Annotated in this window: 16 protein-coding genes and 1 pseudogene; 5 read left to right on the plus strand and 12 right to left on the minus strand. The window is 72.0% G+C overall.

The genetic code is table 11. From position 1 onward, the window contains the following. Positions 1–417: 417 nt before the first annotated feature. The 9 genes and pseudogenes from QC283_RS19610 to QC283_RS19645 all read right to left on the minus strand — a co-directional run bounded on the left by QC283_RS19610 (position 418) and on the right by QC283_RS19645 (position 9799). Positions 418–1440: an amidinotransferase gene (locus tag QC283_RS19610; protein WP_279562867.1), complete on the minus strand. Its 1023-nt coding sequence runs from the start codon at positions 1438–1440 to the stop codon at positions 418–420. A gap of 354 nt (positions 1441–1794) precedes the next feature. After that, positions 1795–2391, minus strand: coding sequence for a hypothetical protein (locus QC283_RS19615; RefSeq protein WP_279562868.1), 597 nt, complete (start codon positions 2389–2391; stop codon positions 1795–1797). Between the two features lie 115 nt (positions 2392–2506). Continuing rightward, positions 2507–3061, minus strand: a pseudogene (locus QC283_RS39620) (glycosyltransferase family 39 protein); the annotation flags it as partial. A gap of 220 nt (positions 3062–3281) precedes the next feature. Further along, positions 3282–3899, minus strand: a complete 618-nt coding sequence (locus QC283_RS19620) for a GNAT family N-acetyltransferase (RefSeq protein WP_383525789.1) — start codon at positions 3897–3899, stop codon at positions 3282–3284. A gap of 137 nt (positions 3900–4036) precedes the next feature. Further along, the gene (locus tag QC283_RS19625; RefSeq protein ID WP_279562870.1) at positions 4037–4807 is read right to left on the minus strand and encodes a class I SAM-dependent methyltransferase; all 771 of its coding nucleotides are present in this window, start codon (positions 4805–4807) and stop codon (positions 4037–4039) included. Between the two features lie 92 nt (positions 4808–4899). Beyond that, positions 4900–6138 (minus strand): aminotransferase class V-fold PLP-dependent enzyme, encoded by a 1239-nt coding sequence (locus QC283_RS19630; RefSeq protein WP_279562871.1) that lies wholly within the window; start codon positions 6136–6138, stop codon positions 4900–4902. Then, a complete protein-coding gene (locus QC283_RS19635; protein WP_279562872.1) occupies positions 6135–7472 on the minus strand; it encodes a pyridoxal-phosphate dependent enzyme in 1338 nt (445 codons plus the stop codon). Before QC283_RS19635 ends, QC283_RS19630 begins: the two co-directional genes overlap by 4 nt. Next, positions 7469–8938, minus strand: coding sequence for a Y4yA family PLP-dependent enzyme (locus tag QC283_RS19640; protein WP_279562873.1), 1470 nt, complete (start codon positions 8936–8938; stop codon positions 7469–7471). The genes QC283_RS19635 and QC283_RS19640 overlap by 4 nt, the downstream gene beginning before the upstream one ends. A 402-nt stretch (positions 8939–9340) precedes the next feature. Further along, a complete protein-coding gene (locus tag QC283_RS19645; RefSeq protein WP_279562874.1) occupies positions 9341–9799 on the minus strand; it encodes a nuclear transport factor 2 family protein in 459 nt (152 codons plus the stop codon). Between the two features lie 296 nt (positions 9800–10095). On the opposite strand from QC283_RS19645, the gene QC283_RS19650 reads away from it, so the two are divergent. Together QC283_RS19650 and QC283_RS19655 are read left to right on the plus strand one after the other, a co-directional pair. After that, complete coding sequence (locus tag QC283_RS19650; protein WP_279562976.1) at positions 10096–10440, plus strand: hypothetical protein; 345 nt, start codon at positions 10096–10098, stop codon at positions 10438–10440. 258 nt (positions 10441–10698) lie between these two features. After that, positions 10699–11343 carry a dihydrofolate reductase family protein gene (locus QC283_RS19655; protein ID WP_279562875.1) on the plus strand — a complete coding sequence of 215 codons (645 nt, stop codon included), beginning with the start codon at positions 10699–10701 and terminating at the stop codon, positions 11341–11343. A gap of 46 nt (positions 11344–11389) precedes the next feature. On the opposite strand, the gene ku is transcribed toward QC283_RS19655, so the two are convergent. Continuing rightward, on the minus strand, positions 11390–12394 hold the full coding sequence (ku, locus tag QC283_RS19660; protein ID WP_279562876.1) for a non-homologous end joining protein Ku: 1005 nt from the start codon (positions 12392–12394) through the stop codon (positions 11390–11392). A gap of 233 nt (positions 12395–12627) precedes the next feature. Between ku and QC283_RS19665 the strand changes: the two genes are divergently transcribed. Further along, entirely contained in the window at positions 12628–14700 is a 2073-nt protein-coding gene (locus QC283_RS19665; protein WP_279562877.1) for a SpoIIE family protein phosphatase, read from the plus strand. A 92-nt stretch (positions 14701–14792) separates the two neighbouring features. Beyond that, entirely contained in the window at positions 14793–15476 is a 684-nt protein-coding gene (locus QC283_RS19670) for a CBS domain-containing protein (RefSeq protein ID WP_279562878.1), read from the plus strand. A gap of 85 nt (positions 15477–15561) precedes the next feature. Here the strand turns inward: QC283_RS19670 and QC283_RS19675 are convergent, their stop codons facing one another. Then, positions 15562–16491, minus strand: a complete 930-nt coding sequence (locus QC283_RS19675) for a LysR substrate-binding domain-containing protein (RefSeq protein WP_279562879.1) — start codon at positions 16489–16491, stop codon at positions 15562–15564. Between the two features lie 84 nt (positions 16492–16575). Here QC283_RS19675 and QC283_RS19680 point away from each other — a divergent pair, with 84 nt between their 5' ends. After that, positions 16576–17892 (plus strand): aspartate aminotransferase family protein, encoded by a 1317-nt coding sequence (locus QC283_RS19680; protein ID WP_279562880.1) that lies wholly within the window; start codon positions 16576–16578, stop codon positions 17890–17892. Between the two features lie 15 nt (positions 17893–17907). Here QC283_RS19680 and QC283_RS19685 read toward each other — a convergent pair whose 3' ends face one another. After that, positions 17908–19293 (minus strand): S28 family serine protease, encoded by a 1386-nt coding sequence (locus QC283_RS19685; RefSeq protein WP_279562881.1) that lies wholly within the window; start codon positions 19291–19293, stop codon positions 17908–17910. Positions 19294–19511: the final 218 nt, after the last annotated feature.

Genomic DNA, 19511 nt, shown 5'->3' on the forward strand with positions numbered 1-19511 from the left:
TCGTACCCGTCCGGTGCCGACACAGCCACCGGCACGGCACACCTGGCACCAACATCGTCCGAGGGACCGGCACCGGTCATGCGGACGCACCGGCCGAGGGAGGGTTGGGCGGGGATGTGACCTGGTTGGGCTAGCCTTCCCGCCTACGCGGTCGGCCCGGGCCGGGCGGGCGGCACCCGCCGGCTGCTTGACCGTCTCCTCCGGTCGGCCCACGTCGGCCGGCACGCGTTCTCCTCACGCACCGCGTCCAGCCACCGCCACGGTCTGGTCTTGTGCGGGGTGAGGCGCGGGCGGGCGAGTTGGTGAGGGATGCGGCACATGGTGCCGGGCGGCGGTTCGCTCAGGCACGTCGGCGGGCGGCTGCCGGTGGCTTTCGGGGCCGGGCACCGGGTGCCGGGCGGAGGCTCGCTTCTCCGGTCACTCGTCCAGTTCGCGGACCAGAGGGTGATGCGCGCAGCGGAAGCCGCCGGCGAACGCGGCCACCGCGTCGAAGGGAAACGTGTGGACGGTGACGTTCCGGGCGGTCAGCGCTTCGGCGAGTTCCGCCAGACGTTCATCGACGAGCACCTCCCCGGGACTCATGACGAGGCTGTTCCCCGCGAGGAGGTCCACGGCGGCCCGCAGGCTGACGTCGATCAGTTCCCAGTCGGCGACCGGCGTCGGCAAGCCGTCGACGAACTGCTCGCGGCAGACGACCGCCAGACCCTCACGGACGGTGGTGAGGCCGTCGTCCAGATGGATCACCTGGTCGCTGACCGGCACCTCGTGGACGCGGTAGCCGTCCCCGAGCAGCCGCGCCAGCCACCGCGCGCCCTCCGCGTCGGACGCCGCGCCGCCCCGGCCGTGGCCGACGAGGATGTCCCGGCCGAGGACCATGACGTCACCGCCTTCGAGGAAGGGACCCGTCGCAGACGCGACCTCGGGCACCGCTACCGGCGACGGCGGCGGCATCACCGAGTAGCGCGCGCCGCGGGACACGGTCTCCGCGAAGACGGGACGCAGCCCGAAGCGCTCCTTGAAACGGGCGGGCAGCCGCAGGGCGGCCTCGATGACGTGGTCGCCGACCACGATCATCGGGTCACGGACGAAGGTCTGCATGCTGAACCGGTCGCCGTCGTTCTCGTACACGCCCAGTTCGTGTTCGGTCAGCTTCCGCGGCCGGCGCACGCTCACTCCGCGACCGGTCAGGAAGCGGACCAGTCCGTCGATCTGCTCGACGCTTCTCGTGTATCCCTCCGGGTCCGCTTCGGACCAGAGCCTTCCCGCCCAGCGCGGCAGGTCCCGCCGGGTCGGGCCGGGGAGGAAACGCAGTGAGTCCGGCAGCCCCGCACCGAGGCGTTCCGGAACGCGGAAGTCGATGACGCGGCCCACCACGGCCTCCTTCAGGACTCCCCATTCGTGAGTGACGTTGACGCGGTCGAACGGTCGCACGGTGGCCATGATCGTGTGACTCCTTGTCCTGTCCCGGTGAGCGGCCCGAACCTCGTAAGGCCTGCGACCTGCTGATATGTCCAGCGTTTCACGTGAAACCGGCTATTACATCACCGAATGGACGCAAAGGGCGCTGGTCAGTCCGGACGAACCGCGCCATCGGACCCTCACTCCTCAGGAGGACATCCGTGCCGCCCGCGGACCGTGGGGCGCGGGTGTGGATGTTCACGGGACGCGTTCCAGCAGCAGCAGTTGGACATTCGCGAAGACCATGGTGCGTGTGGTGCGGAACTGTCTCAACAGGCGTGACTTCCGCTCCTCCATGCCGGCGAGCGGGTTGCTGCCCCGGCCTGCGGAGACGAGTCAGATCCGCTGGTGTCCGACGGCGCAACGACCGGGGTCCGGGCATTCTCCGGCTTCGTAGTCCCCGCGCCGCTGCGGGGTCTCGTGCAGGAAGACGTCCCTCGGTCTCGGGCCTTCACGCAGCTCGTGGTCGAGGGCGCGGCGCGCCTTGCGGCGGTGGGTGTAGGCGATGCCGTCGCCCGGGCGCTGGTCGGCGAGGACCGCGGTGGCGACGGCGTGGTAGTCCGGCTCGCGGGGGGTGTTGCGCGCGATGTCGCTCCGGCCGGACGGCACGGAGGCGCACAGGACGGCGATCAGCGTGAGGGTGACACCTCGGGCCACGGCGGGCCGGGGAGCGAGCCGGGTGGTGAGCCACTCGATGCCGATGGCCGCCAGCAGGATCCAGGCCGGGACGGTGAAGAGCAGGTAGCGGTCGAGAAAGAGATGCAGCCACTGGACTGTCACCAGGGTGATCAGGGACGGGGCCAGAGCCCACAGCGTGAGCGGGGTGAGGTACGGATCCGGGTCGGGGCAGGTTCCCGTCCCTCGGTGTCCGCGCCGCTCTCTCGCCCTGGCGAACACGACGGCCGCGCCCGCGGCCACGACGGTGGTCACCACCGGGGGACCGGAAGAGCATGTACGGCATGGCGGCGGCGTCGTTCCAGGCCGGCGTGTTCCACGCGATCTGCCGAGCCTGCTCACGGGCGAGGACGACCAACGGAACGACGGGCACCAGACCACCGAGCGCCGAGGCGCACCACGCGGTGACGACACCTCGATCGCCCCGACGCCGCACGCGCAGCACTGTGCCGAGGTGGGCGGCCAGCACCGTCAGGGCCACCAGGTGGGGCCAGCCCATGAGAGGGACGGTCACGGCGTACAGGACCCACCGTCGCGGCGCCGGCCGTTCCAGCGCACGCAGCAGCGCGAGGAAGCTCAGCAGTGCCGCCGTCATGGCGAAGGCGTACGGCCGCGCTTCCTGCCCGTACCGCGCGACGGTCGGGACGAGTGCGAAGAGGGCGCCGGCGACCAGTCCGCCCCGCGTACTGCCCGATACCCGGCGGCCGAGCAGTCCTACCAGTCCGCCCGCCACGGCCATGGCGAGTGCGGAGGCCAGCCGCAGGGCGGTGAGGGAGTCGCCGAACACCGACATCCACAGGTGCGTGAACACGTAGTAGGGCGCGAGAACGAGGTCGACGTGGAGCGTGAGCTCGTACAGGTCCCGAAAGGCCAGCGATGCCGCCCACCAGGTGGCGTGCTCGTCCCGCCAGGCGCTCCGGTCGCCCATCCCCCACAGACAGGCGAGCAGTGTCGGCGACGCGGGGGCGTGGAAGACGACACCGAAGCGTCGCCTTCCACGCCGGTGGCCGGTTGTGAGGTGGCCAGTTGTTCCTCGCCCGGAGCCGGCCTCGACGTCCCCCGTCACGGAGCCGAGGATCTCCAGCCCGCCGGATCACCATGTGTACGGCGCGTCACCACGAGGCGAACACCTCGCTCACGGCGGTACGTCACTTCCCTCGGGCGCCTGCCGACAAGTGGGGGTCACGCCGCATGGCCCACAACACCGGCCCTCCTCCCGGCAGTCGGAACTCGTCGCGCACGGTGAAGCCGAAGTGCTCGTAGAAGGGGAGGTTGGACGCTTTGGAGGACTCCAGGGCGACGGGCAGGCCCGCCGCGTCGGCCTTGGCCAGGCCCGAGCGCAACAAGGCGGCTCCGTGTCCCCCGCCCTGCGCGGCCGGGTCGGCGCCGATCACCGCCAGGTACCAGTGGGGTTCGCGCGGTGTGTGCCCGGCCGCGGCCTCGACGGCCTCGCGGAACAGCTGCGCCCGGTCGCCGAGGATGTTCTGGAGTTCCCGAACGGTCTCCGCGTCGGGAACGGCCTGCGCCTGTCCCTGGGGCGGCACCCAGAAGGCAGCCGCCTCATCGGTGCGCTCGCACACACCGTGCCGGGCGTACTGCCGGGTGAAGAGGGTGGTGAAGTAACGGCCCAACGACGCCTCGCGCGCGGAGTCGTCGGGGAAGAACCAGCGCATCATCGGGTCGTCGTCGAAGGCACGTGCCAGAGTTCGGCCGACCAGTGCCGCGTCGTCGACCGTTGCCGTCTTCGGAATGCTCGTCATCGACATACCGATCATTCTGGCCGCCCGATGATCTTCGACGGTCGGCGGGTCCCGGCAGGCCGACGGAGGCCGGGCGCGTGCCGCGCCCGGCGCCCGCCACCCTGTGACGACCGTGACGAGATCCTGATGAGACCCGTGGGGGGTCAGTCGCTCCTGACCGCCACCAGAACGGCGCTGTCGCCGAACTGCCAGACCGACGCGACATGCCGGAAGCCCGCCCGGCGCAGCAACTCGGCGTGGCGGTCCGCCGCGAGGTCCTCGTCGGCCCCGGTCCCCTCATGGGCCGCGCGGCGCTGGGCGCGCTCGGCGAACAGGTCGGCCAGTTCGGGATCCCGGGCCGCCGCGGCCCACCATTCCCGCCAGTCCTCGTGGGCGTGGCCGCCCGTCCGCTCGGCGCGGCGGCGGCCCACGTACGCGGTGATGTCCGAGCAGGGTGCTTCGGCGGGCGGGAAGTGGTCGCCGTTGACGAGTACGCCGCCGGGACGCAGCAGCGCGGCCAGGCGGCGGTACGTGTCCAGCAGTACCGGTTCGGGGAGGTAGTGCAGAGCCGTGGTCGAGACGGCGGCGTCCAGGGGGCGATCGAGTCCGAGGTCGTCGGTCCAGCCGTCGGCGCCGATCACGGTGTCGACGTAGCGGGCGGCGTTCGCGTGGTGGGTCCGTCCCAGTTCCAGCAGCAGGGGATCCATGTCGGCGGCGACGATCTCCGCGTCCGGCAGGCGGCCGGCGAGTCTGGCGGCCAGGGAGCCCGGCCCGCAGCCGAGGTCGAGCAGGAGCGGCCGGGTGCGGCCGGCCGTCACGTACTCGACGACATCCGTGATCACCGTGAACCGCTCCTCGCGGTCCACGGCGTAGCGCTGCTGCTGTCGCTCCCAGCGCTCCACCCACGTCCTGGCCATCGCCATGCTGATGCCCATCTGGTCGCGCCACCTCTTCCGTTGCTCACCCGTCGCGGACGCGACCGAATCTACAGGTGGAAACGGTTATCACTTGCCATATGGCTCGCGCTTCACGCCAATGACGCCAGTACGGTGAACAGGCGGTCGACTTCCTCCCCCGTGTTGTAGACGTGCGGGCTCACGCGCACCGACCCGTCCTTCTCCGCCGCGCCGGCCTGGCAGAGGCTGTCGGCCCGCACCATGAAACCGTGGCTGTAGAGGATGAATCCCAGGTCGTCGGACGGGATGTCGTGGTGCCGGAAGGTGACGATGCCGTGGCGGCGCTGGGCCGCGGGGAGCGTGGAGCCGGCGGCCAGACTGGTGGGGCAGCCGAGGATCTCGTACGCGTCGAGGTGCCTCAGCCGGTCGGTCAGCCGCGTCGTGAGGCCGGAGGTCCAGCGGGCGATCCGGTCGGGACCGGCCGTGTCGAGCCAGTCGAGCGCCGCCCGCAGCGACACGATGCCCACCGTGTTGGGTGTGCCCTGCCAGCCGGCCGGCCGGAACGCGGGCCCCCGTGCGTTGCGCGCCCAGACCGCTCCGGTACCCGGCAGGGCCATCGTCTTGTGCCCCGAGAAGACCACGAAGTCGACGTCGAGCGCGGGATCGGCCAGGTCGACGGGCAGATGGCCGACGCTCTGGGCCGCGTCCAGGCAGATCGGCACGTCCGGGCCGACCGCCGCGCGGAGGCGATGCACGTTCATGTCACCGCCGTAGACGTGGTGGACGTGTGTGGCGGCCACGAAACGGGTCCGCGGACCGACGAGGTCGCCGAGGGCTCGGTGGTCGTAGTCGCCCGAGACCGCCTGGTGGGGCAGGGCACGTACGTGTACGTCGACGCCGCGGGCGGCCAGCAGGCGCCGCGTCTCGAGCCAGGGGTCCAGATTGGCCCGGTGGTCGGCGAACGGCACGAGGATCTCGTCGCCGTCGGTGAGGTACGGCACCAGCCAGTCGCGGGCGACGGTGCGCAGGCCCTCGGTGGTGCCGCTGGTGAAGTGGACGGTGGAGTGGTCCGGTTCCGGGTCGTGGAGGAATTCCTTGACCCGCTCCCGGGTCCCCTCCACCAGCTCCGTGGTCCGGTTGGCCCAGGGGTAGGTGCCGCGGCCCGCGTTGGCGTTCGACGTCGTGAGGTAGTTCTGGACGGCGTCCAGTACGGCTCGCGGCTTCTGGGACGTCGCCGCGCTGTCGAGGTAGGCCGACTCCGGATGTGCGGTGACGATGGGGAACTGCTCCCTCAGTTCCCGTTGCCAGGCGGCGTCATCGCCGCTGTTCTCGTCGTGTTCCGCCCCGGGGAGCGGACCGGCCGCGCTCATTCGCGCACCAGCGGTGCGCCCGCGTCCCGCCAGGCGACGATGCCGCCGGTCAGGCTGCGCACGTCGGGGTGGCCCAGGCGCGTCAGCAGGGCGGCGTAGCGCAGTGACCTCTCGCCGACGGGACAGGCGAGCAGTACCGGTGTTCGCTTGCTGAAGGGGAGCCCGCCGCGGACGAGTTCCTCGAACAGTTCGTCGACGATGTTGACCGAGCGCTCGATGTGCAGGGCGGCGTAGGCGTGCGGACTGCGCAGATCGACGACGAGCGGCCGGGGTTCTCCCTCCGTGATCCAGCGGCGGGCCTCGTCCACGGTCGCGGACCGGCCGCCCGCCCGCACCTCGTCCTCGGTGAGGGTGGCGAGGGTGGGCCCTCGGCTCGCCCTCCCCAGCAGCTCGGGGCGGCGGGCGCGCACGTAGCTCAGGTAGCTCTCCGCCCGGTCGCACACGATGAACACCGCGGTCTCCCGGCGCCCCGACCCTTCCAGCGCCGCGTCGGCGTCCCGCAGATGCCGGACCGCGCCCTGGTAGGCGGCGCCCCCGGTCGGGCCCGTCAGCAGTCCGCAGCGGCGGATGAGGGTGAGCATGCCGTCGACGGCCTCACCCGAGGTGACGGACTCGATGGTGTCGTACGTGGCAGGGTCGAACAGGCCGACCTGATGGACCTCGTCGATGGTGCGGATACCGGGGATGAAGTCCGACTTGTGGGCGACCAGGCCGAGCACCCGCACGTCCGGGTCGTGTTCGCGCAGCACCCTGGCGACGCCGGTCGACGAACCGGCCGTGCCCACGCAGGCGACGAACCAGTCCGGTGCGCGCCCGTCCAGGTCCTTGACTATCTCGGGGCCGGTCCCCTCCGCGTGCGCCTCCACATTGCGCGGGTTGAAGTACTGGTCGGTGTGCAGGTACGTGCTTCCCGGTTGCGTGAGCGCCTGGTGGAAGTGGGTCAGCGGATCGTCCGTGTCGGTCGGGTCGAGGCACTCGCTGCGCCCCGGCAGCTCCTCGATCTCGGCGCCGAGGAGCAGGAGCAGCTCCTTGATCTCCGGTACCCGCATGCGGTTGGTGACGCTCTTGAACCTCAGTCCGTGCATGCCGGCCAGCAGGGCGAGGGCCTTGGCCGTGTTGCCGCTGGAGAGTTCCACGACCGTCCCCTCCCCCTCGGCCGCGCCCTCCAGGTGGGGGCGGGCCATGTGCCAGGCGGGGCGATCCTTGACGGAGCCGAAGGGGTTGAGCATCTCCAGCTTGGCGTAGAGGTCGATGTTGCGCAGCCCGTGCACGGCGGGGTCGATGCGTACCAGCGGTGTGTTGCCGATGGCCTCCGTGATGCTGTCGTACCTCATGCGGGCGTTCCCCCCGGGGTTGTGATCGGCCAGTAGTCCTCGTCCAGGCACCAGCGCCAGGAGTCGCCGTCCTTCTCCACCGCCACCGTCCGCGCGAGGGGCTGCCGTTGCGCGTGGTGGGCGTGGAAGTCCATGGCGTACCCGGCGGTGTTGGCGAAGGCCAGCAGGTCGCCGGCGCGCGGCAGTCTGGGGAGGAAGACCATACGGCGGGTGATCAGATCGGCCTCCAGGCACAGATTGCCGACGAGGTGGACTCCGACCGGCCCCTCGTCGTCGTCCTTCTCCGGTGCGCCGCGGGGCAGCAGTACGGGGTCCATGAGGACTCCGTGCTCCTCCAGGCTCACGTCCCCGGCGTTCATGCCGAGACGCACCAGGTACGGGGCGGAGTCCTCGCCGGTGCGCCGCACGTCCAGCACCCGGGCCAGCGACAGCCCGCACTGGTCGACCAGGGAACGGCCGGGCTCGATGTGGAGGTCGTGGAGGTGCTCCAGGAGCAGGGTGCCCGGCCCCCGGCCCAGGACAGGTGCGGGCAGCGAGAGGAGTTCGTCGAGGTAACCGGGGCCGGCGGTGGGGCGGTGGCCGGGGTACAGGGCGACGGACCCGCGCACCGTGCCGCCCTCGTTGCGCAGCCCGTAGCCGTGGCCGCGCCAGGTCAGGGGCGGGCGGCCGCCGAGGACCGCCTCGCTGAGCGCGGTCGTCCAGCGTTCCCACTCCTCGGCGTCGGCGACATAGCCGACGCCGAACCCGCCGCCGATGTCGACGGCACGCGGTGCCAGACCCCGCGCCCGGCATGCGTCCATGAGCAGCACGCACTGCTCCAGGGCCCGCCCCTTCTCGGCCAGGCCGGTGGTGTCCAGGTGGTAGGCGAGGCCGGTCAGTTCGACGGCGTCCGCGTGCCGTTCCACGGCCGCCAGGAGCGCCTCGGCGTCCCGCGCCGGGGTGCCGAAGCGACTGCGGCGCGACAGCATCCGGGTGCCCGCTCCCCCGTGGCCGGTGGCCGACTCGAATCCGGACAGGCGCAGCAGCACCTCGGTCCGGCCGAGTCCGTACTCGCGGACCAGGCGGGCGAGTTGTTCCAGCTCGCCCGGCGAGTCCAGGTTCACCGTCGCTCCCACGCGGGCCGCCAGCCACAGGAACTCCCGGTCCTTGGGACCGGTGGCCATGACACGATCCCCGGTGAAACCGCAGCTCAGGGCGTGCCGCAATTCCTCCAGCGAGGCGACGTCGACACCGACGGCGGCCGGATCCTCGGCCGCCAGCCGCCGCACCAGGGCGCTGGAGCGGTTCGCCTTGTGCGCGAAGTACACCCGTCCGGCGAGATGGTGGCGGCGGTAGACGGCCCGGAAGCGCTCGGCGTTCGCGGCGACGGTCTCGGGGAGCAGCACGTTGAGCGGAGACCCGAGCGCGTCGACGAGCGAGTGCAGGAACGGTGCGGCCCCCAGCAGTGAGGCCAGCGGTTGGTCCACCCGCGGCCTCAGGTATAAGGGCACATCCACGAAAGACCCCTCCCCGTGTCGACCGACTGTCGTTGCGACGACCGTTCGGGAGTAGTCGTTTCCAGGTACACACGCCGCTAAGCCTCGGGGCGCGGCCGGGGGCCGGAGCGGCCGCTTCCGCGGTCATGGACATCGGTGGCCGCGCCCGCCGCTCTGCCGGGGCGGAACAGGCCGTCGACGCCGGCCCGGTTCAGGTCGGCCGTGGAGACCCCGTCGCCGCACGCCGCCGATCCCCCCTCGCGCGCCAGTTCCGGCGGGACCCCGGCCGTGCCGTGCAGCCACCGGGACGCCGGCGGGGCGAACGCCTCGGCTCCCGCGACTCGGCCCAGTCGCCCCTCCGACGGGCGGCTTTTCCCGGGCCACCGAGCTTTGTCACGGTGTGCAGGCCTCGGCGATGGACAGGCTGTTCTCGTAGAGGTGATGCCGGGTGATCCGGCCGTCCTCGACGGTGAGGCGGAGTGCGAACGGCCCCTCGAAGGGCTTTCCCGTGGCGCGCACGACCCCCGACAGGTGCCCCGTCAGGACGGCGTCGGTACCGTCCACGAGAAAGGCGTCCACCGAGGCACGCGCGTCCTCGGGAACGGTGTGTTCCATCAACTCCGTGAACTGTGCGGCGCATTCGGCGGCGGTGGACCGGGGCCTGATCCACGCAACGGCGGGGTTCTCGGCGAGCAGCCAGTCGACCTCGTCGGCGAAGAGCTCGACGAGCCGCCCGGTGTCCCCGGCGACGCGGGCGGCGAGGAACTCCCGCACGACGGCCCGAGTGGCCTCGGCGACCGTGGTGGCGCTGCCGACGGAACTCGCCTCGGTGGCGGTGGGCTTGGTGGACATCCTGCTCTCCTAGCGACTGCGGCCGGATTCCGGCGGGGGTTCCCGTCGACACACGTGATCCTGCCGGGGGAAGGGAGAACGGTCGATTACCCCCGAGGTAAGGCGCCCCGGGGCGAGCCCGGGTCTCCTCGATCGGCGTTCACCCGTCCGGCTCAGCCGCCGGGCCGGCCAGGGCGACCGGAAGTCACTGCTTTGACACACACCGCCATCGGGCGTTGACTACCGGTACGGCGCCAGAGCCATGCCGCCCCGGGGAACCCGGTGATCCAAGCAACCCAGGAAAGCGGCTGATGACGATGTACGACCAGACACGCGCACGGCAACCATCGGACCAGGCCCCGCGCCGCCCCGAGCACCACTCCACGGCGCCGGACGCCCTCCTGCCGTCGGACGAGCGCGACGCGGTCCTGCTACGCCTTCGCCAGGCCATCAACACCTTCGCCGACACCCCGCGTCAATCGCTGGAAGAAGCCGAGGGCGCCTTCGACGACGCCGTCGCCCACCTCGTGGACGCCCTCGCGCAGCGGCGCCAGGCCCTTCACGACAGCTGGCAGGACGGGGACCCCGAGACGCAGGCCGAAGAACTCCGGATCGCGCTGCGGCAGTACCGGGAGATCACGCAGCGGCTGCTGCGCACATAGCGGCCCGGGACGGCCCCGCCACGGCGACCGGTCAGGCCGGCGCCGGGTCGCCGGCGCGGCGGAACCTCCAGGTTTCCGCAGGAGGAGTCCGGGGTGCCGGAGGAGCGGGCGGCGACCCGGTAGCGGTTGCAGTAGGAGTCGTGGCATGGAGAACATCGTCCCGACGACGAACCTCCCCCGGTTCCGGCAGACGCCCTGCTCCAGCGCGACCGAGGCGACCCGACCTTGTTCGATCGGCAGATGGAAGGAGCCCCCGTCATGTCACTCTGCCACGTCCACAATTTCTCCGTCTCGCTCGACGGCTTCGGCACCGGTGAGGGCCAGAGCCTTGACGCGCCGTTCGGCCATGCCGGTGAAAGGCTGCACGAGTGGATGTTCGCCACGCGGTGGTGGCACGAGATGACGGGCCGGGCCGGGGGGACCGGGGGTCTCGACGACGCCTTCGCACGGCGGTTCGCCGCCGGGATCGGCGCCGAGATCATGGGCGCCGGCAAGTTCGGTCCTCCCGGATGGCACGAGGACCCGGAGTGGAGGGGGTGGTGGGGGGCCGACCCGCCGTTCCACACACCGGCCTTCGTGCTCACCCGTCGTCCGCGTCCGTCGATCGAGATGGAGGGCGGCACGACGTTCCACTTCCTCGACGCCACCCCCGACGAGGCCCTCGCGGCGGCTCGCGAGGCCGCGGGCGGCAAGGACGTCCGCATCGGCGGAGGGCCCGCCGTGGTCCGTGACTTCCTCGCCGCCCGACTCATCGACCACCTGCACGTGGTGGTGGTCCCGATCCTGCTCGGCCGAGGCGTACGCCTCTGGGACGGGCTGGAGGGCCTCGACAAGGACTACGCGGTCGAGACCGTCTCCTCGCCCAGCGGGGTCACCCATGTGACGTTCACCCGTACGGCCTGAGATTCTGATCGGCCGAGGAGGCGGGGCAACCCGGTGGAGGCGCCGGCTAGGCGCTTCTCGGCTTGCGGGCCGGGGGTTTGCGGGCGGGTGACCTCTTCGCGGTCGCCCGTTTCGCGGCCGTCTCCCTCGGCGCGGTCGTCCCCCTCTCCCCGGTCGCCTTCTTGGCCGCGGTCTTCTTGGCGGGCGTCTTCTTGGCCGGCGTCTTCTTGGCCGCGGCCTTCTCCTTCGGCGCGGGCAGTTCGTGCACCTCGGCGTGCCCGTCCTCGCCCCGGGACTCCTTCGCCTCGGAGACGGACTGCCGCAGGGCCGCCATCAGGTCCAGCACCTGACCCGGCTGCTCCTCGCGTTCCACCGCCGCCGGCGGCTCCTTGTGCTCACGCTTCGCCTCGATCAGCTCCGCGACGGCGTCCGTGTAGGTGTCCCGGAACTCCTCACCCTCCAGGTCGTCGCGGGTCATCGTGTCCATCAGCGCGAGCGCCCCTTCGATCTCCTCCTCGGACACCTCGACCTCAGGTGGGGTGAGGGAGGAGGGATCGCGGATCTCGTCGGGCCAGCGCATGGCGTGCAGCACGATCGCCTCGTCCCGCACCCGCAGCAGGCCCAGCCGCTCCCGGCCCGACCACGCGTACCTCGCCACCGCCACCTTCGACGACCGAGCCAGCGCCTGCCGCAGCAGCTTGTACGGCTTCGCGGCCACCTGACCGTCGGGCTGCAGGTAGTAGCCGTCGCCGATCCGGATCGGATCCACGGACGCCAGCGGAACGAACGCCACGATCTCGATGGCCTTCGCGGCCGGCAGCGGCAGCTCGCGCAGGTCCTCGTCGGTCACCGGCACGATCTGCGTCCTGGTCAGCTCGTAGCCCCGGCCGATCTCGTCGGAGCCGACCTCCCGGTCCTCCAGCTCACAGATCTTCCGGGTCCGGATCCTCCCCTGGTCCGCCAGGTGGTACCGGTGGAACCGGATGCTGTGGTCCTCGGTCGCGCCGACCACGTGGATCGGCACGGTGACGAGACCGAACGAGATGGCACCGCTCCAGATCGACCGGGGCATGGACAGACCTCTCCGCAGCAAGCCCCGAGCAGCACCAGACTAGGAGCGGCGGGACGGCCCCGCACGCGCACGGCCGCCCGCACGCGCCGTCGGCGCCGGCCGTACACCGGCCCATCACCGCCCTCGCATGCCATCACGACGATACGGGCGTAGTGTCCTCATATGTGCGATGTTCGGTGTGGCTGGCGTCGAGCAGCCCTGCCGGAGCCGGCGCGGATTCGGGCGGACCTCTGATGGACACCGCGATGGCCGCCGTGATGCGGGAGAGCGGGGCGTTCGGAGGGCTGTTGTATGTGCTGCCGCCGGGTGACAACGCCCTCTGGCAGGTCCTGGTGGCGGGGGTCCCCCAGGAGTTCGCCACTCCGTGGCGGCGCGTCGCGCTCACCGATCCGATGCCGGTGGCGGACGCCGTCCGCGAGCGGCGCCTGGTGTGGGTCGGCGGCCGGGAGGAGATGGCGCGCCGGTATCCGCGGCCGGCGCTGGTACTGCCGTACGACTTCGCGCTGGCGGCCACGCCGCTCGCTTCGGGCACCATCCTCCGGGGCGGGCTGGTGCTGCTGTGGCCCGGGGCCCATTCGGCGCGGCTGAGCCCCGAGGAACGCGATGTCGTCCAGAGGGGCTGCCGCCACCTGGGCGGGCTGCTTCAGCAGGCGGCGGAACGCGGCGACCCGCTGGTGCCCGCGGACCGGCCCCGGGCGGTGCCGCCGCCGGCCGTGCGCGCTCCCTCCCCCGGCGAGGCGGCCTCGCTGTCGGCCTTCGTCGACCGCCTGCCGGGCGGGTCCTGCTCGCTGGACATCGACGGACGCATCACCTTCCTCACCCCGGCCGCGGCAGACCTGCTCGGTGCCGGCCGAGCCGACCTGGTGGGTGCCCTGCCGTGGGAGGCGCTGCCGTGGATGGACGTCCCCCACGTCGAGGACCGCTACCGGGCCGCGCTGGTCAGCCGCCGCCCCCAGGCCTTCACTGTCCTGCGTCCCCCGGAGACATGGCTGGCCTTCGAGCTGTACCCGGACGCCACCGGCCTGAGCGTCCGCATCACCCGCGGCGGTCCGGCCGAGGACGCTCCCCCGTCGGGGTCCGTACCGACCGCCGGACCCAGTCGCGCCACCGTTCTGTACCACCTGATGCATCTGGCCTCCACCCTCACCGAGGCCGTGGGTGTCCAGGACGTGGTCGAGCAGACCGCCGAACAGCTGCTGCCCGCGCTGGGGGCGCAGGCCATGGTGCTGATGGCCGCGGAGGACGGACGCCTGAAGATCCTCGGCCACCGCGGCTACCGCGGCCACCGCTCCGAACTCATGGACAGCTTCGACGCCATCCCCCTGAGCTCGGACATCCCCGGCGCCGACGTCCTGGCCACCGGGGTCCCGGGGTTCTTCGCGTCCTTCGCCGAGATGCGGCGCGCCTACCCGGCCACCGTGCACGAGGACGGGATGGCCGCGTGGGCCGTACTGCCGTTGATCGCGTCCGGCCGCCCCATCGGGTCCCTCCTGCTGTCCTACGAACGTCCCCATGCCTTCCCGCCCGGCGAACGAGCCGCTCTCACCTCACTGGCGGGCCTGGTCGGGCAGGCTCTGGACCGTGCCCGCCTCTACGACGCCAAACACCACCTCGCCCACCGCCTGCAGTCCGCCCTGCTGCCGCACACCCTTCCCCACGTGCCCGGTCTGAAGGTCGCCGCCCGCTATCTTCCGGCTGCCCGGGGCCTGGGCATCGGCGGCGACTTCTACGACCTGATCCGCCTCGACGAGCACACGGCCAGCGCGACCATCGGCGATGTGCAGGGCCACAACGTGGACGCCGCGGCCCTCATGGGGCAGGTCCGCACCGCCGTCCACGCCCACGCCACCGTCGGGGCGACCCCGGACGACGTCCTGGCCCGCACCAACCGCCTGCTCACCGACCTGGACCCTGGCCTGTTCACCAGCTGCCTCTACGTCCACCTCGACCTCGCCACGCACCGCGCCTGCCTGGCCACCGCCGGCCACCCGCCGCCCCTGGTGCGCCATGCCGACGGACGCACCGAACTCCTGCGGGTACCACCCGGACTCCTGCTCGGCATCGAGCCCGACACCCTCTACCCGGCGCTGGAGTTCGCTCTGCCGCCCGGCAGCGTGCTCGCCCTCTACACCGACGGACTCGTCGAAGCCCCCGGAGTCGACCTCGACGACGCGATCGCGGCCCTCGCCGGGCTGCTCGAGCACGCCGACCCCAGCGACCTCGACGCCATGGCCGACACCCTCATACGGCACGCGCCCACCCCGGGCGACGACATCGCCCTGCTCCTCATCAGTCCCGGTGCGTGACGCCGGGCACTCCCCAGAGGGGCGGATCGTTTCACAGGCAACCAGGACGGACGCCGGTCGACGCGGGCCGGCAGCGGAGGAGAAGACCCCTGATGAAGCACCAGAAGGTGTGCGATCTGATGAGCGACGCCGTGGTCCGCGTCCAGCGCGGCACACCGTTCAAGGAGATCGCCCACCTGCTGCAGGAGTACGACATCACAGCGGTGCCCGTCGTGGACGAGGAGGACCGTCCCGTGGGGGTGGTGTCCGAGGCGGACCTCCTGCAGAAGATGTGGGGCTCGGACCCCGACGGTTCGCCCGCGCACGAGGAGCGGTCCCGGCCCGGCGGCGGCAAGGCGCTCGCCACGGACGCGGCGGGGCTCATGACCTCACCCGCGGTCTGCGCCCGGGAGAGCTGGAGCGTCGTCGACGCCGCCCGGGTGATGGCCCGGCACGGCATCAAGCGGCTCCTGGTAGTCGACGAAGCGGGGCGGCTGGTCGGAGTCGTCAGCAGAAGCGACCTGCTGCGGGTCTTCCTGCGCACCGACCGGGCGATCCGAACCGAGATCATCGAAGAGGCTCTGGTCAACGCCCTCGGTCTGGCTCCCTCGTCGGTGCAGGTGGACGTGGAGCACGGGCATGTCGTCCTCAGTGGCCGGCTCCCCGGCCACGTGTCCGTCGCCGCGCTGGAGGAGCACTGCCGACGCGTCGACGGCGTCGTCGCGGTGGAGTTCAGACCGGTGGGAGAGGTAGGCGCCCAAAGCTCGGCGAGCGGACCGACGCCGCGGCTGGGGTAGGACACGCCGGTGCCCGCCTTCGGGGCCGGGTGACGCCGGCTCCGGCCGGCCGACGAGCTCCGGCACGCCGACGGACTCCGGTCTCTCACGGCTGCCGGGCGTCGTCACGCGGCCCGGCCAGGGCCGGGATCTCCGGATGGGCGCGCAGTGCGGCGATGACCGCGTTCACCGCCGCGCGCCGCGTGGTGCCGTGCCGCACCACGACGGCGACGTTGCGGTGCACCGGGGGGCTGAGCTCCCGGGTGACGACGGCGTGGTCCGCGGTGACGGCCAGGGCGGGCAGCAGGGCGATCGAGCCGGTCGACTCGACGTGCCGCAGCAGCATCAGATAGTTGCTGAACCGGCACGCCACCCGGGGTTCGAATCCCGACTCCCGGCACAGCCGCACTGTCAGGTCCGCCATGTACGACTGCGGTCGGTCACACGCCCAGGTCTCTTCCTTGCACGCCGCGAGGCTCACCGCCGTACGGGAGGCGAGCGGGTGGCCGCGCGGCAGCACCAGCACGACCGGGTCGGCCCCGAGGGACATGACCTCGATGTCCGCGCCCCAGGAGAGACCGGCGTAGTCGGTCGTGGTGACGATGACGTCCGCCTCCCCCGAGCGCAGGGCGGGTCCGCTCTCGTGCGGCTCCATCTCGATCAGTTCGAGGCGCAGGTGCGGATGGGTGGTGGCCAGGCGCGTCGCCGCCGGGACCGCGAGGGTGTAGATCGCGCTCTGGAACACCCCCAGCCGGACGGTGCCGATGGGTTCCTCGTTCAGGGCCCGCAGTTCGGCCTCCGCCTCGGCCATGCGGTCCAGGATCTCCCGGCCCCGGCGGGCCAGCAGAAGACCGGCCGGGGTCAGCCGTACCCGCCGCCCGGTCCGCTCGAGCAGCCGGCACCGGGTCTCGGTCTCGAGCACCGCCAGTTGCTGGGACACCGTGGACGCGCTCAGACGCAGTGTGTCGGCGACCGCGCGCACGGTGCCGAGCGTGTCCAGCAGGCTGAGCAGTTGCAGCCGTCCCGAGTTGAGCATCCCGCGATTGTACGGTTCTGCCGTACAGCTATGTCGAACTTGTGCGATGGACACGCGCAGTGGTGCTCTCCTACGGTCGGTCGCATGCCTTCCGACGAGACATCCCGCGCCGACCCCGAGCGCCACCTCATCCGCTACTCCGGCCACGCCGACTTCTCGCCGGAGGTCGTCGTACGCGCCGCGGGCACGTCGGTGTTCACCGAGAGCGGTCGTGAGCTGCTCGACTTCACCTCCGGTCAGATGAGTGCGATCCTCGGGCACTCCCATCCGGCGATCGTCTCGACGGTGCGCGAGCAGGTCGCGCACCTCGATCACCTGCACAGCGGCATGCTGAGCCGTCCGGTCGTGGAGCTGACGCGCCGGCTCGCCGGTACCCTGCCCGATCCGCTGGAGAAGGCGCTGCTCCTGACCACCGGGGCGGAGGCGAACGAGGCCGCCGTGCGGATGGCGAAGCTCGTCACCGGCCGCCACGAGATCGTCTCCTTCGCCCGGTCGTGGCACGGCATGACGCAGGCCGCCGCGAACGCCACCTACAGCGCCGGCCGCAAGGGCTACGGGCCCGCCGCACCGGGCAACTTCGCGCTGCCGGTGCCGGACCGCTACCGTCCCGGTGTCGTCGACGCCGACGGCTCACTGGACTGGCGTCGCCAGCTCGACCTCGGCTTCGAGATGATCGACGCCCAGTCGGTCGGCAGTCTGGCCGCGTGTCTGGTCGAGCCGATCCTGAGCTCGGGCGGCGTCGTCGAGCTTCCGCCGGGCTATCTCGCCGCCCTGGCGCTCAAGTGCCGAGAACGCGGCATGCTGCTGATCATCGACGAGGCCCAGACCGGCCTGTGCCGCACCGGCGACTGGTACGCCTTCCAGCACGAGGGCGTCGTCCCGGACATCCTCACGCTGTCCAAGACGCTCGGTGCGGGCCTGCCGCTGGCCGCGGTGCTGACCAGCCCGGAGATCGAGCAGCAGGCCCACGACCGGGGGTTCCTGTTCTTCACCACCCACGTCAACGACCCGTTGCCGGCCGCCGTGGGCAACACGGTCCTCGACGTCCTGGTGCGGGACCGGCTCGACGAGCGTGCGCGCCGGCTCGGCGCGGCACTGCGCGGTCACCTGGACAAGCTCGCCGCCCGCCACGACGTCGTCGGTGACGTCCGCGGCCGGGGGCTGCTCCTGGGAGTGGAACTGGTCGGGGACCAGGTCCTGGGCGCCGGTGGCGCGGACCGGCTCGGTGCGGACGTCACCCGGCGCTGCTTCGAGCTCGGACTGCACATGAACATCGTCCAGCTGCCCGGGATGGGGGGCATCTTCCGTATCGCGCCCCCGCTGACCGCGAGCGACGACGAGATCGCCCGGGGCGCCGCCATCCTCGACGAGGCGCTGACCGACGCCGCCCGGGACCTCTGAGGATCTCGCCTCCTGTCAGTCCGCCGCGTCGGCCGGGTCGTCCGCCCACCGGCGGAGGGTGGCCGTGGCCTCGGCGCGGGCGGCGGGCGGGAGGTCCTCCAGGCCCGCGCTGTGACTGGCGCCGGGCGCCCAGTGGACGCGGGAGTCGCGGGTGCCGGGGCCGATACGGAAGTGCTCGGCGACGGCCGGGTCCTGGTCCCCGTTGACGAAGAGGAGGCGGCTGCCGTGTCTGCGGACCCAGCGGTCGACGTCGGGCATCGCACGGCGGTCGAAGCGCATCGGGATGTCGCGGGGCACGAAGTTGCGGGGCTCGACGGCGTCCGGATAGCGCAGGAGGCCGGCCAGATGGGCGGTCTGGACGTCGTAGTACCCGAGCTGGGTGCCGAGTTGGTAGAAGTACGGGACGTGTTGCTCCACGACCGGGTCGGTGTAGGCGGAGAGCAACGCGGTGGCGTCCAGCCAGCGGTAGAGCTCCTCGCTCGTCGCGTCCGGCGCGGGAACACCGGGGCAGGCGGACGCCCCCCGGCCCTGCCAGAACATCAGCGGGGCGCGCAGCACGGCCGTTTCCAAGGCCTTGTCGGCGCTGCCGACGATGCGGAAGGTCCGGCCGGTGGACGCCGCCCATGCCTCGTAGAGGGTGACCAGCTCCTCCCGGCGCAGAAGAGCCTGTCGCTGCGCCGTCTTGAGGGCGTCGCGGCAGGAGGCGGTGCCGACGGTGTCGAGGAACCGCAGGTAGGAGGAGTCGTCGCGGTCGTCCACGTTGTTCGGCGCGGAGTACGCGATGGTGCCGTCCACGTCGTCCGGATGGAAGCGGCGGTGGTAGACGGATGCCATGCCGCCCTTGCTGCCACCCGTCGAGATCCAGGTGCCGCGGTAGAGCCCGCGGAACAGCCGCACCACACGGTGATGGTCCTCGGCGGCCTGGCGGACGGTCAGGTGGGACCAGTCGACGGTCGCCGGGCGCGAGGTGCCGAAGAAGCGGTGCTCGACGCCTATCTGGTTGCCGTCGAGCAGCACGGTCGGCTCGGCCCGCCGCGGTGACAGCGGCACCTCGTAGCCCGTGGTGAACAGCACCGTGGGGCGGTCCGTCGACTTGTGGAGCAGGGTCAGACGCTGCTCGAAGGTGCCGGCCGACGGATCGGTGTGGTCGACGGGCTGGCGCAGGCCGAGAACGAAGAACCGGTACCCCGCCTCGGCCCCCGGCCGCTCCTCGACGACCCTGAGCCCCGGCAGGGCCCGCAGCGCGTCGAGCACGTCGCCCTGCCACTGCCCTCCGCCGTCGCCGGCCACCGTCACGGCTGCCGCCCGGGCGGTCGTCGTCCCCGGCGCCACGGGCACGAGCGCGAGGGACAGCACCCCCATGGCCGTCGCCTTCAGCAGGCGCCTTCTCCAGACACGCATCCTGATCTCCCTCCCCGCCCCGGCCGCGGTGGGCGGTGCCCACCGCGGCCGGGGTCCGTCCGTCTGTTGCCGACCGCTCCAGTACAGCCGCCGGAGAGTCCCGGGGGATCCCCCGCGGGCGGGGCGCGTCTCCCCCGTACGAGGGAGACGTCCGAGGCGTCGCGGTCGGCTTCCGTCCGCGACCGCTCGGCCGTCCTTCCTGTCGTCCTGCCAGCCTG

The sequence above is a fragment of the Streptomyces sp. DH41 genome, from assembly GCF_029813785.1.
Lineage (GTDB): Bacteria > Actinomycetota > Actinomycetes > Streptomycetales > Streptomycetaceae > Streptomyces.